Below are 13,133 nucleotides of genomic sequence, written 5' to 3' on the forward strand. Positions count from 1 at the left end.
TCTCTCCCCTTGAGGGGGAGATGTCCGGCAGGACAGAGGGGGGTGTTCACGCGCCAACTTAGCCACTCAAAACCTCGGAATATCCGGAAACGCGACCTGCCCGCGATGCACATGCATGCGTCCAAGCTCCGCGCAGCGGCGCAGTTGCGGGAACACTTTTCCCGGGTTGAGCAGATGGTTGGGATCGAAGGCGCATTTGACGCGCATTTGTTGGTCGAGGTCGATCTGGTTGAACATCTCCGGCATCAAATCGCGCTTCTCGACGCCGACGCCGTGCTCGCCGGTCAAGACGCCGCCGACCTTGACGCAGAGCCGCAAGATGTCGGCGCCAAAACTTTCCGCCTTGTCGAGTTCGCCCGGCACGTTGGCGTCATAGAGGATCAGCGGATGCAGATTGCCGTCGCCGGCGTGGAAGACATTGGCGACGCCGAGGCCGTATTTCTCCGACAGTTCGCGCATGCCGGCGAGCACACCCGGCAATTCCTTGCGCGGGATGGTGCCATCCATGCAGTAATAGTCGGGCGAGATGCGGCCGACCGCCGGGAAGGCCGCCTTGCGACCGGCCCAGAAGCTCAGCCGCTCCTGTTCGGATTGCGAGACGCGGCATGTGGTGGAGCCGTTCCTGTAGGCGATCGCTTCGACGAGACCGATCAGGTGATCGACCTCGACGCCCGGCCCGTCGAGTTCGACGATCAGCAGCGCCTCGACATCAAGGGGATAGCCGGCGTGGACGAAATCTTCCGCGGCATGGATCGCCGGCCGGTCCATCATCTCCATGCCGCCAGGGATAATGCCGGCGCCGATGATGTCGGCGACGCATTGGCCGCCCTGCTCGCTGGTCGGAAAGCCGATCAGCAGAGCACGGGCCGTCTCTGGCTTTTTCAGGATGCGCACGGTGACCTCGGTGACGACGCCGAGCAGGCCTTCGGACCCCGTCATGACGCCGAGGAGATCATAGCCTTCCGAGTCCAGATGATTGCCGCCAAGCCGCACCACCTCGCCGTTCATCAGCACCATCTCAATGCCCAGCACATTGTTGGCGGTCAGGCCGTATTTCAGGCAGTGCACGCCGCCGGAATTTTCAGCGACATTGCCGCCGATCGAGCAGGCGATCTGGGAGGATGGATCGGGCGCATAGTAGAAGCCCTCCTGCTCGACGGCGGTGGTGATGCCGAGATTGGTGACGCCGGGCTGAGCGACGACGACGCGATCGGGATAGTCGATGGCAAGGATGCGGTTGAAGCGGCTCATGACCAGCAGCACGGCATCCTCGAGCGGCAACGCGCCGCCGGAGAGCGAGGTGCCGGAGCCGCGCGGCACGACACGGATGTTGCGGTCGTTACAGTATTTCAGCACCCGCGACACCTGCGCCACCGTTTCCGGCAGCACCACGACCAGCGGCAATTGCCGGTAGGCGGTGAGACCGTCGCTTTCGAAGGCGCGCATTTCGTTGGTGGCGTCGACGACGCCCTCGCCCGGCACGATGATGCGCATATCGGCGACGATCTCTGCGCGCCTTCGCATCGTGGCGTCGTCTGGCTTGGGCATGACAAGGCCGGACATTCGCGGCGTCCTCCGCTTGGCTGGTAAAAATCTTTTACCAGTTACATCCGGATGTTGCAAACACCGCGTCGGGCAAAGAGCGTACTGCCAGCCTTCCGCAGCGGCAATCTGCCGCTATGGATCTTAACCCTCCCCCTTGTGGGGAGGGTCGCGAACGCAGTGAGCGGGGTGGGGGTCCGCGCGACGAAAGCTCTTTACGAGCACCCTCACCCCGATCCGCTATGCGGATCGACCCTCCCCACAAGGGGGATGGTAAAGTGCGCTCCTACTCCCCCGGATGTTTCGCCGGCTCGGAGTGCATCCGCCTGACTCGCCGCACGCCCCACCAGACCAGCAGGATGGCGACCGGCACCGCGACGGCCGTGACGACTTCCGGTGCAAAGGCATGGCCGAAGATCGAGGCGCCCTTGGCGAGATAGGAGATCAGGCCGACGACATAGTAGGACACTGCCGCCACCGACAGGCCTTCCACCGTCTGCTGCAGCCGCAGTTGCAGCCGGGCACGGTTGTTCATCGACGCCAGCAGATCGCGGTTCTGCTTCTCGACCTCGACATCGACCCAGGTGCGCAGCAGCGTGGTGGCGCGGGTTAGTTTGCGCGACAGGTTGGCCTGGCGCTCCTCGACCGAACGGCAGGTGCGCATGGCGGGTGCCACCCGCCGCTGCAGGAAGCCGCCCCAAGTGTCGTAGCCGGGCACGGCTTCTTCGTCCAGCGCTTCCAGCCGCTCGACAACGATGCCGTCATAGGCGCGGCTGGCGCCGAAGCGATAGAGGCTGGAGGCGGCATCAGCCTCGAGTTCAGCGGCAAGCTCGGTCAGGTCGGCGAGCAGCGTCTGGCTGTCGCGGGTTTCAGCGACCTTCATTTCCAGCGTGGTCTGCGCCAGCCGGTCCTCAATGCGGCGGGCGCGGCCCGACAGCGTCAGCGCCAGCGGCAGGCCGAGCATGGCAAGCGTGCGATACGTCTCGACGTCGATCAGCCGCTGCGACAGCGCGCCGGTCCGCGCCGGCGTCAGGCCGCGATCAAGCACCAGGATGCGGGTCAGGCCGTCGCCGTCCTGGCGGAAATCGGTGACGATGGCCGCATTGCCGCGCTCGACCAGCGAATAGCAGAGGCTCGTCGGGTCGAAGGCCGCAATCAGCTTCTCGCTTGCCGGCGTCCATTTGCGGATCTCCAGCCTTATGCCTGAGATCACCGTTCCCGGCGGCGAGAACCCGTTGCCGAAAGGAGAATCCTCCTGCGCCCTGCCGCTTTCGGCAAGCGGCCCTTCCCAAAGATAGGTCGAGAATTCCGTATGCCGCTCCCAGCGCAGCGTACCCTTGCCCCACTTCATGGCGTGGTGGCGGGCATGACGGTCGGGCGCCGCGATGCCGAGGCGCCGCGACAGTTCGGAGAGCACGGCCATGTCGACGCTGGAGCCGCCCTCGGTCATGAAGGCGAGTTGCACAAGCACGCGCGGCTTCTCGATCAGCGGATGCGGCCGGGCATGGACCTCGCCGATCGCGCCGGGCCGTCCCTCATGCGCGGGAAAGCCCATCACGCTGCCCTGGGCGCGCGGCTGGAATTCGAGGTTGGACGTCTCGTCCGACACGGTGGTCCCCCTGTTCTCGACCCTTCGTGTGATGGCGTCCTCTAAAGGCAATCCATGAGGCGCGTAAACACCAAAGTCTAGCATCGTAGGTCCTGCCGGCGCGACGCGCAGACCGACCCGATTGGGCAAATTGGATAAATAATTTGACCAGTTGGCGACGCTGGCTTTATCTTGCGCGACGCCGGTTCAATTTCCCAGGCCCCCGTTGAGCGATATTTTCTCCAGGATCGAGCATTCGCGCACCGCCGACGAGGTGGTGCAGCAGATCGAAAGCCTGATCCTTGAAGGCGTGCTGCGCACCGGCGACCGGCTGCCGGGCGAGCGCGAGCTGGCGCGCCAGTTCGACGTGTCGCGGCCGATCCTGCGCGATGCGCTGAAGGCGCTGGAAGGGCGCGGGCTGCTGATCACCAAGGCCGGCGGCGGCACCCATGTCGCCGACGTCATCGGCCAGTTGTTCACCAAGCCGGTGACCGACCTCATCTCGATGCACCGCAAGGCGGTGACCGACTATCTGGAATACCGCCGCGAGATCGAAGGTGTTGCGGCCGAATATGCGGCGCGGCGCGCGACAGCGGACGACATTGCGCTGCTCGACCGCATCGTGGCGCGCATGGACGAGGCGCACCGCACCGGCGATTTCGACGACGAGGCGGAAATCGACGTCGAGTTCCACCATGCTGTGTGCGAATGCGCGCACAACATCATCCTCTTGCACACGCTGCGCTCCTGCTACCGGCTGCTGTCTGAAGGCGTGTTCCAGAACCGGCTTCTGGTGTTCAGCGTGCCCGGAGCGCGCGAGGCGCTGCTGGCCCAGCACGGCGCGATCTACAAAGCCGTGAAGGCCGGCGATCCCTCAGCTGCCCGCCAAGCGGCGATGGACCATATCTCCTATGTCGAGCGCTCGATGCTCGAGGCCGAACGCAGCGGCGACTGGCAGCGCGTGTCGCGGCTCAGGCTTAAGCAGCGCTCCGACGCCGACGACGGCTTCAAGACGACTGGCTAACGAGGAACCACCATGAGCGACATCCTCACCATTGCCGATCTCAAGGACCTGGCGCGCCGGCGGGTGCCGAAGATGTTCTTCGACTATGCCGATTCCGGCGCCTGGACCGAAAGCACCTACCGCGCCAACGAAGAGGACTTCCAGAAGATAAAATTCCGTCAGCGCGTACTGGTCGACATGAGCAACCGCTCGCTGGAATCGACCATGATCGGCGAGAAAGTGGCGATGCCGGTGGCGCTTGCCCCAACTGGAATGACCGGCATGCAGCATGCCGATGGCGAGATGCTGGCCGCGCAGGCGGCAGAGGAATTCGGCGTGCCGTTCACGCTGTCGACGATGAGCATCTGCTCGATCGAGGATGTCGCGTCGGTGACCAAGAAGCCGTTCTGGTTCCAGCTCTACGTGCTTCGCGACAAGGATTTCGTGCTCGACCTGATCGACAGGGCGAAGGCTGCAAAATGCTCGGCGCTGGTGTTGACGCTCGACCTGCAGATCTTGGGGCAGCGCCACAAGGATGTCCGCAACGGGCTGTCGGCGCCGCCCAAGATGACGCTGGCCAACATTGCCAACATCGCCATGCGGCCACGCTGGCTGATGGGCATTGCCGGCACCAAGCGCCGCACCTTCCGCAACATTGTCGGCCATGCCAAGGGCGTCGGCGACGTCGCTTCGCTGGCATCGTGGACGACGGAGCAGTTCGACCCGCATCTGTCGTGGAAGGATGTCGCCTGGATCAAGGAACGTTGGGGCGGCAAGCTGATCCTGAAAGGCATTCTCGACAAGGAGGACGCGCTGATGGCGGTCGAGACCGGCGCCGACGCCATCATCGTTTCCAACCATGGCGGGCGCCAGCTCGACGGCGCATCGTCGTCAATCATGGCGCTGGAAGAGATCGCCGATGCCGTCGGCGACAGGATCGAGGTGCATATGGACGGCGGCATCCGCTCGGGCCAGGACGTGCTGAAGGCGCTTTGCCTCGGCGCCAAGGGCACCTATATCGGCCGCCCGTTCCTGTACGGATTGGGCGCCATGGGCAAGCAAGGCGTGACCCTGGCGCTGGACATCATCCGCAAGGAGATGGACATCACGCTGGCACTGTGCGGCAAGCGGCTGGTGACCGACATGGGCAAGGACCAGTTGCGGCGCTAGGGTCTTGTTCACCGATTAGACCCTAGCCTCGCTGGATCACGGAGACGAAGCCGCCTTGACCGAGACCGGCATCCACTACCTCGACGCGCGCGCACCCGATGGCATGCGCCTCTATGCGATCGGCGACGTGCATGGCCGGCTCGATCTGCTCGCCGCCATGCATCGCCGCATCGAGAGCGAACTCGAATACAAGCCGACCAGCGATTGGCGCGTCATCCACCTCGGCGACTATGTCGACCGCGGACCAGAGTCCAATGGCGTCATAGACTTCCTGATCGAGGCACAGAAACGCGATCCGCGGCATCTGATGCTCGCCGGCAACCACGATATCGGCTTCCTCGACTTTCTCGACGAGCCTGACCCGGAAGGGCTGTTCATCCGTTATGGCGGCGTGCAGACGGCACAATCCTATGGTGTCGACTTAGCGGGACACGCAAGCTGGTTCGGCAAGGCCGAGGCGTTACGGCGGGGACACCAGGCACTGGTCAATGCTGTACCGCAAGCCCATGTCGACTTCCTGCGGTCGCTGCAATTGTCACTGATATCAGGTGATTTCTTCTTCTGCCATGCTGGCGTCAGGCCTGACGTGCCGCTGGCGAGCCAGAGCCCGCAGGATCTGGTCTGGATACGCGACGTCTTCCACAACCATCCAGGGCTTTACCCCAAGGTGATCGTGCACGGCCACACACCGGTGCCGGAGGCGGAGGTGATGCCGAACCGCGTCAATGTCGACACACTCGCCTGGCAGTCAGGCATGCTCAGTGCGCTCGCCGTGGACGGCGCGGACAAGCGTATCCTGACTGTGCAGGGAAAAGCGTTTTAGCGAAGCGCGGCGGTGACGCCGTAGCCGTCGACGGCCTGATGGTTGTTGGCTGCATCGGCGGAATAAATGCCGAGACCGCACAAAACGATGGCAGACAGCATGACAAAGGACAGAAGCGCTGCTTTCACGGACGTCATCTCTAGTTGAGCTTCCTGCATCTGGGCACGAGGCGGTTACCAATGGGTTGAAACCGAGAATTCGTCTCAAAGTTTCGACGATTTCGCGCTTGTAGGTCGATTCTGTATCGGCGGTGTGTCGCGCGGATCACACAGAAGGTTCATCGCGGTTGCATTGCCGATGCAGAGCGCGCGCCTTGTAGGATAGCGTTCGGCCACAAACCAAGGACGAAAGAGGTTGTCCCCGGCGGATTCCCCGCCGCGTGCCAATTATGCAACGGATAGAGCGGTTCGCCGCTACGGCGAACCGCTCTATCTTTTTATCTGACGCAATTCCGGACGGAAAACCGCTTCACACTTTTCCTGGAATTGCTGACTGCGCGCGGCCAGTCTCAGATCGTCGCCACCCAGGCGCGGGCAATGGCCAAGCCCGCGGCGTCGGCCTGGGGGCCGTTGAGAGCCATTTCGCTGTCGAGGCGGTCGTGCCAGTCGGGATGGCGATCGGCAATCAGCGGCGCGAAGGACGTGCTCCAGTCCCTCACCATCGGCCGGTCGGCCTCGAAATGGAACTGGAAGCCGTAGACGGCGCGGCCGATACGGAACGCCTGGTTCTCAGCAATTTCGCTGCCGGCAAGCCGCACCGCATTTGACGGCAGCGCGAAAGTGTCGTCGTGCCATTCGAAGATGGGGAAATCCTGGGGAAGTGCGCCAAGCACCGGATCGGTTCTGGCATCCGGCGTCAGCGATACCTTGTGCCAGCCGAATTCCGAGGCGCCGCCGATCTGGTTCTCACCGCCGAAAGTGCGGGCAACCAACTGGCTGCCCAGGCAGATACCGAGAACCGAGCGATCCTTGGCGGCGAAATCGCGGGTCAGTTCGAGCAGCGCCGGGAAATACGGGTAGTCATCGTCGGCCAGCGCATTCTGACCGCCGCCAAGCATCACCATGGCATCGTGTCCGGTCGCGTCGTCCGGCAGCGCATCGCCCTTGTAGGGCCGGCGCAGGTCGAGATCGGCGCCGGCTTCGGCGAGCGCGGCACCAACCTGGCCAAGGCCGGTGTTTTCGTAGTTCTGGACCACCAGCACCCGCATCGCAAAACCCTGCTGACATGAAATGACGCGACGAGCGATATCATGTCGCCCGTATTGCAGCCAAGATGCGTATTCGGGAGAGAGCTATGCCACTGCAGAACCGGGTCGATCCGTTCGGCGCCATCCATGCCATATCCGAGCGCGGCCTGTTCACCGGCAATCGCGGCATCATCCACGATCCTGAGACCAAGACGCTGCTGAAAAAGCGTTGGGCCTTGCCGGCCTGGATCATCTGCGTCTGCCAATTCCGCAATGCGCGGCGCGAGCCGATGGGCAGGAACAGGCCGGGCGGCAGGGCCGGCTGGACCGAGTTGTTCTTCCTCGACGAGGTGACGGCGCTGGCCGCCGGGCACCGTCCCTGTTTCTATTGCCGGCGTGAGCGAGCCACGGATTTTGTCGGGCGTTTCGGCAAAGTCTTCGGTGTAAACGAACCGCGCGCGCCAATGGTGGACAAGCGCCTGCACAAGGAGCGGCTGGCTTCCGGCGGCAAGCCACCTGATGTCACCATGGGAGAGCTTGCCGAATTGCCGGACGGAGCGATGATCGCGGATGGCGGCTCGGCCTATGCGCTGCGCGGCGGCAACGCGCTGCCCTGGTCGTTCGCAGGCTATGGCGATGCGGCGGCCTTCGACAGCCTTGCCGGCCGGTCGCTGCGCCTGCTCACACCGGCCACGACCGTTTCGGTGCTGCGGCACGGTTTTGAACCGGTGTGGCATCGTTCCGCCGAGACTTGACGCCAGGCACCGCCTCGCCCATTCCTCGGCGATGCGCGCCAATTACAAGATGCAGCGGCTGTTCGTGCCGGACGACCTCGCGGCAGGCATCGAATTCGATGCCGGCCAGCAGCAGAGCCATTATCTCACGCATGTGCTGCGGCTCGGCGAAGGCGCCGAGATCCTGGTCTTCAACGGCCGCGACGGCGAGTGGTCGGCGGCGATTGCCACCAGGTCGAAAAGGGCGGTGCGGCTGAAGGTGCTGGCCTCGCAAAGACCGCAACCGCCCCTGCCTGACCTGATCTATTGCTTCGCGCCGCTGAAACAGGGCCGGCTCGACTATCTCGTGCAGAAGGCGGTCGAGATGGGCGCCGGCATCCTGCAGCCGGTGATCACCCAGCACACGCAAGTGGCAAAACCCTCCATCGACCGGCTGCGCGCCAATGTCGTCGAGGCGGCCGAGCAATGCGGCATACTGGCGGTGCCGGAAGTGCGCGAGGCCGAGAAATTCGAGCGCCTGCTCTCCGGCTGGGACAAGGAACGCCGGCTTATCTTCTGCGACGAGGATGCCTCGACCAACAACCCGCTGCCGGCATTGCAGGCGGTGCCGGAGAGGAAGCTGGCGCTGCTGGTCGGGCCGGAAGGCGGCTTTTCCGACGACGAACGCAAGATGCTGCGGGCGCTCCCCTTCGTCACTGCCATCCCGCTCGGACCGCGCATCCTGCGCGCTGACACAGCAGCTGTAGCGGCGCTTGCGGTGATGCAGGCGACGGTCGGAGACTGGTAAGAAGCGTAAAGATCAATTCCTGTTGACCTGTGGCTCAGGATTTTTCGCTTGATCGGCTGCTGACATTTCGTCCATTTAGCGCCGGCGGGCTCCGAGAGCCGCAGAGGGGGCCCCATGGCGCGCGACACAACCGATTTCCGGCCAATCGAAGGCATCGACGAACTGGTCGAGCATCTGGCCGAAGGCAACAAGCCGCGCGACAAGTGGCGCATCGGGACCGAGCACGAGAAGTTCCCCTTCTATGTCGACGGCAACGCGCCGGTGCCCTATGGCGGCGAGCGCGGCATCCGCGCCATCCTCGAAGGCATGCAGCAAAAGCTCGGCTGGGACCCGATCATCGATGACGGCCGCATCATCGGCCTGGTCGAGCCGACCGGCCAGGGCGCGATCTCGCTCGAGCCGGGCGGCCAGTTCGAGCTGTCGGGCGCGCCGCTGGAAACGATCCACCAGACCTGTCGCGAGGGCAATGCGCATCTGGCGCAGGTACGCGAGATCGCCGAGCCAATGGGCATCCGCTTTCTCGGCCTCGGCGGCAGCCCGAAATGGTCGCTGGCCGAGACGCCGAAAATGCCGAAATCGCGCTACGAAATCATGACCCGCTACATGCCCAAGGTCGGCACCAAGGGTCTCGACATGATGTATCGCACCTGCACCATCCAGGTGAACCTCGACTTCGAAAGCGAAGCCGACATGCGCCGCAAGATGCAGGTGTCGCTGAAGCTGCAGCCACTGTCGACGGCGCTGTTTGCCAACTCGCCCTTCACCGACAGCCGGCCGAACGGGCTGCAGAGCTGGCGCGGCGACATCTGGCGCGACACCGACAACCAACGCTCGGGCCTGCTCGAATTCTGCTTCTCGCCCGAGTTCGGCTTTGCCGACTATGTCGAATGGGCGCTCGACGTGCCGATGTATTTCGTCATCCGCGACGGCCACTATCACGACATGACGCACATCACCTTCCGCCAGTTCATGGCCGGCGTTGCCCGCAATGAAGTACCGGACGGACTGCCGACCATGGGCGACTGGGCGAACCATCTGTCAACGCTGTTCCCTGACGTCAGGCTGAAGCGCTTCCTCGAAATGCGCGGCGCCGATGGCGGGCCGTGGCGCCGCATCTGCGCGCTGCCGGCCTTCTGGGTCGGGCTGCTCTATGACGAGGCCGCGCTCGACGCCGCCGAGGCGCTGACTTCGAGCTGGACCTATGAAGAAACGCTGGCGATGCGCAATGCGGTGCCGGAACAAGGCATTTCCGCGCCGTTCCGCAACACGACGCTGCGTGAGATCGGCCGCGATGTAATGACCATTTCGCGCCTTGGGCTGAAAAATCGCGGCAGGAAGAACCGCGACGGCTATGACGAGACCTCGTTCCTCAACACGCTGGACGAAGTCGTGGCGCGCGGTACCACCAGTGCCGAGGAAATGCTGTCGGCCTACCACACGCGCTGGGGCGGCTCGATCGAGCCGGTGTTCATGGAATATGCGTATTAGCGTCGCGCCTTGAGCAGCGGCAAAAGCCGCTTCAATCGAACATCGAAACGAACTAGGTTCTCCCTGGAGGATTTCCGGGAGGAGAAACCGATGCCTACCTTGTTCGACATATTGGCGCAGGCGCAGAACGGCAACGGCATGCAGGCGCTTGCCCAGCAGTACGGGCTTTCCATGCAGCAGACGCAGGCGGCTGTCGCCGCTCTGCTGCCGGCCTTCTCGCAAGGGCTGCAACGCAACACCGCCGATCCCTATGGGCTCGGCGCCTTCATGACGGCGATGGCGAGCGGCCAGCACGCCAAATACTTCGAGGACGCGACCAGGGCTTTCTCACCGCAAGGCGTCAATGAGGGCAATGGCATTCTGGGTCATCTGTTCGGCTCGAAGGAGCTGTCGCGCGCGGTGGCCAGCCAGGCCGCGCAGGCGACCGGCGTCAGCCAGCAGATCCTGCAGCAGATGCTGCCGGCCATCGCTTCGATGGTGATGGGCGGATTGTTCAAGCAGACGACAAACCAGTTGACCGGGGGTCAGATGCAGGCCGCCGGTGGCTTCGGCGGTGGCAGCAATCCGCTCGGCGAGATCATCGAACAGATGATGCGGCAGGCGGGCGGCGGGGCACAGCCTGCGCCGCAGCCAGCACCCAATCCTTACGGTGAGAACCCGCTGGGCAAAGTGCTGCAGGACATGTTCGGCGGCGGCGCCCAACAGCCGCAAAGCCAGCCGCAACAGGCGCCCAACCCCTATGGCGACAATCCGCTGGGCAAGGTGCTGCAGGATATGTTCGGCGGTGGCGCGGCACAGCAACCGCAGGGCCGGCCGCAGCAGCCAACACAGCCGCAACAGACGCAGAGCCCTTACGGCGACAACCCGCTGGGCAAGATTTTTGAAGAGATGATGCGGCAAGGCGGTGATGGCGGCTTCGGCCTGCCCGGTGGGCAGCCGGCGCCGCAGCAGCCGCAAGCACCCCAGCCGCGACAGGCACCGCAGGAGCGCCAGGCGCCGCAACCGCAGGCCAATCCGAGCGGCAGGCCACGCAATCCGTTCGACGATATTTTCGGCAAGATGTTCGAGACCGGCGCCCAGCAGCGCGACGACTATCAGAAGGGCGTGGAAACGATCTTCGACCAGTTCAAGCGGGACATGGACCGGCGGTAGTTGGCGGTAGTTGGGCGCTGACCTTCGCGGCTTCGGAGCAAGGAACGAAGCGACGCGGCGCAGACCGCACGATGACGACGGAGCTTTAAAAGAAAAGCCCGGTCCTGGAGGAGGACCGGGCCAGTGTGCAGGCTGGCCGGCGGGGAACCGGCAGGGAGTGGGGAGCCTGCTATACTCGTTGGTCGCAGCGAGCCTGAGAAAGGTTCACGGCAACCGAAACAATGCGCCCGATATCACGCTATCTGGCGGGCGAGATCTTCGATCGTATCGGCACGATCGCTCGCAATCGCACGCAGCTTCACGGTCGGATCGGCGCCGAACGGCACATCGATGGCGACATGGAGATCCGCGCGCGTCAGGCCGATATCGGCGAGTTCGGCGTCCGACATCTCGCCGAGGCGATAGAAGGCCCGGCGATTTTTCCAGGCCTGGTAGGCATTGAGAAGGGTGTTGGCCACGCGCGTCGCAACGGCCGGACGCGAGGTTATGCGCGAGGTCTCGGTGGCGAAATCAAACGTGGTCATGTCGGTCTCCTTCAGACTCGAACTGGACAAGACCAGGCGATCGGCGCTGGGGACAGCGGCCGTTCCGGTCTCGATTCACATGCTTTCATGTGGACAATGTGAATTTGCCACGCACCGATTGATTAATCCAACGAATGTTTCTAATCTTTAGCATCAACGCTAGTGATGGATTGGACCGATGAAAGCGCCACTCGATCTCGACCAGTTGCAGACCTTCATCTCGATTGCCGACACCGGCAGCTTTACCCGCGCGGCCGAGGAAGTGCTGCGCACACAATCGGCGGTGTCGATGCAGATGCGCCGGCTGGAAGAGCGGATCGGCAAGCCGCTGTTCGAAAAGGACGGCCGCACCAACAGGCTGACCGAGGAAGGCGACAAGCTGCTCTCCTACGCGCGCCGCCTGCTCTATCTCAACCGCGAAACGCTGGCCGCCTTCGATGACCAGCGGCTCGAAGGCACCATCCGCATCGGCACCCCCGACGACTATGCCGACCGGTTCCTGCCCGAAATCATGGCACGCTTCACACGGTCAAACCCGCGCGTCGAACTGACCGTCATCTGCGAGCCTACGCCAGGCTTGGTCGAGCATATCAAGCGCGGCAATCTCGATCTTGCGCTGGTGACGCACAATGATACGCGCGGCCAGTCGGAAGTGGTGCGGCGCGAGCCGCTGCTATGGGTGACCTCGGCCAACCATGCCACGCACGAACAGGAAGTGCTGCCGATGGCCTTCGGCCGGCCGAACTGCATCTGGCGGCGCGCCGCCGTCGATGTGCTCGACCGGCAAAACCGCGACTATCGAATCCTGTTCACCAGCTTCTCGGCCACCGTCATCACCGCCGCGGTGCTGTCGGGGCTGGCGATCTCGGTGCTGCCGGAATGCGCGCTGCGGCCCGGCATGCGAGTGCTGGGCGAAGCCGACGGTTTTGGCGCCCTGCCCGACTGCCGCATCGGCATCATGCGCGGCCAGACCTCGCGTCCCGAAATCGTCGACGCTCTGGCCCGACACATCTCGGAAAGCCTCGACAATATTTCCGTGCCGCTCGGCGAAGAAACGGGAAGCTTCGATTTCGCCTCGCTCGCCTTCGCCAAGATGAAGCGGAGCAAGCCGAACCAGATCCTGCCTGGCTGGTAGG

At 63.9% G+C, this 13,133-nt stretch carries 13 protein-coding genes; 8 read left to right on the forward strand and 5 right to left on the reverse strand.

Features of this window, described 5'->3' with window-relative positions; genetic code table 11:
- Positions 1-66 precede the first annotated feature (66 nt).
- A complete protein-coding gene (locus tag NKI64_RS10395; RefSeq protein WP_023686828.1) occupies positions 67-1,563 on the reverse strand; it encodes an FAD-linked oxidase C-terminal domain-containing protein in 1,497 nt (498 codons plus the stop codon).
- 265 nt (positions 1,564-1,828) lie between these two features.
- Positions 1,829-3,151, reverse strand: a complete 1,323-nt coding sequence (locus NKI64_RS10400; RefSeq protein ID WP_023727715.1) for a DUF3422 family protein — start codon at positions 3,149-3,151, stop codon at positions 1,829-1,831.
- A gap of 205 nt (positions 3,152-3,356) precedes the next feature.
- Between NKI64_RS10400 and NKI64_RS10405 the strand changes: the two genes are divergently transcribed.
- The 3 genes from NKI64_RS10405 to NKI64_RS10415 are packed head-to-tail and all read left to right on the forward strand — an operon-like array spanning position 3,357 to position 6,126.
- Complete coding sequence (locus tag NKI64_RS10405) at positions 3,357-4,154, forward strand: FCD domain-containing protein (protein ID WP_023692349.1); 798 nt, start codon at positions 3,357-3,359, stop codon at positions 4,152-4,154.
- A 12-nt stretch (positions 4,155-4,166) separates the two neighbouring features.
- Positions 4,167-5,303 carry an alpha-hydroxy acid oxidase gene (locus NKI64_RS10410; RefSeq protein ID WP_023681836.1) on the forward strand — a complete coding sequence of 379 codons (1,137 nt, stop codon included), beginning with the start codon at positions 4,167-4,169 and terminating at the stop codon, positions 5,301-5,303.
- Between the two features lie 55 nt (positions 5,304-5,358).
- Positions 5,359-6,126: a metallophosphoesterase family protein gene (locus tag NKI64_RS10415; protein WP_352667834.1), complete on the forward strand. Its 768-nt coding sequence runs from the start codon at positions 5,359-5,361 to the stop codon at positions 6,124-6,126.
- On the opposite strand, the gene NKI64_RS10420 is transcribed toward NKI64_RS10415, so the two are convergent.
- Together NKI64_RS10420 and NKI64_RS10425 are read right to left on the reverse strand one after the other, a co-directional pair.
- Positions 6,123-6,263, reverse strand: a complete 141-nt coding sequence (locus tag NKI64_RS10420; protein ID WP_006206855.1) for a hypothetical protein — start codon at positions 6,261-6,263, stop codon at positions 6,123-6,125. The two genes, NKI64_RS10415 and NKI64_RS10420, sit on opposite strands and share 4 nt — an antisense overlap.
- Positions 6,264-6,634: 371 nt before the next feature.
- Positions 6,635-7,333 (reverse strand): type 1 glutamine amidotransferase, encoded by a 699-nt coding sequence (locus NKI64_RS10425; protein WP_023815108.1) that lies wholly within the window; start codon positions 7,331-7,333, stop codon positions 6,635-6,637.
- Positions 7,334-7,419: 86 nt separating this feature from the next.
- Here NKI64_RS10425 and NKI64_RS10430 point away from each other — a divergent pair, with 86 nt between their 5' ends.
- From NKI64_RS10430 to NKI64_RS10445, 4 genes are all read left to right on the forward strand, one after another.
- Positions 7,420-8,067: a hypothetical protein gene (locus NKI64_RS10430; protein ID WP_023686822.1), complete on the forward strand. Its 648-nt coding sequence runs from the start codon at positions 7,420-7,422 to the stop codon at positions 8,065-8,067.
- A gap of 31 nt (positions 8,068-8,098) precedes the next feature.
- A complete protein-coding gene (locus tag NKI64_RS10435) occupies positions 8,099-8,833 on the forward strand; it encodes a 16S rRNA (uracil(1498)-N(3))-methyltransferase (RefSeq protein ID WP_023729093.1) in 735 nt (244 codons plus the stop codon).
- 114 nt (positions 8,834-8,947) lie between these two features.
- Entirely contained in the window at positions 8,948-10,321 is a 1,374-nt protein-coding gene (locus tag NKI64_RS10440) for a glutamate--cysteine ligase (RefSeq protein ID WP_023670558.1), read from the forward strand.
- 90 nt (positions 10,322-10,411) lie between these two features.
- Positions 10,412-11,473 (forward strand): DUF937 domain-containing protein, encoded by a 1,062-nt coding sequence (locus tag NKI64_RS10445; RefSeq protein ID WP_352543984.1) that lies wholly within the window; start codon positions 10,412-10,414, stop codon positions 11,471-11,473.
- Positions 11,474-11,706: 233 nt separating this feature from the next.
- On the opposite strand, the gene NKI64_RS10450 is transcribed toward NKI64_RS10445, so the two are convergent.
- Positions 11,707-11,997: a DUF1127 domain-containing protein gene (locus tag NKI64_RS10450; RefSeq protein WP_023670560.1), complete on the reverse strand. Its 291-nt coding sequence runs from the start codon at positions 11,995-11,997 to the stop codon at positions 11,707-11,709.
- 178 nt (positions 11,998-12,175) lie between these two features.
- Between NKI64_RS10450 and NKI64_RS10455 the strand changes: the two genes are divergently transcribed.
- Positions 12,176-13,132: a LysR substrate-binding domain-containing protein gene (locus tag NKI64_RS10455; RefSeq protein WP_023695095.1), complete on the forward strand. Its 957-nt coding sequence runs from the start codon at positions 12,176-12,178 to the stop codon at positions 13,130-13,132.
- Position 13,133: the final 1 nt, after the last annotated feature.

Origin of the sequence: Mesorhizobium sp. M0478 (assembly GCF_040321305.1) — a bacterium.
Classification (GTDB): Bacteria; Pseudomonadota; Alphaproteobacteria; order Rhizobiales; family Rhizobiaceae; genus Mesorhizobium.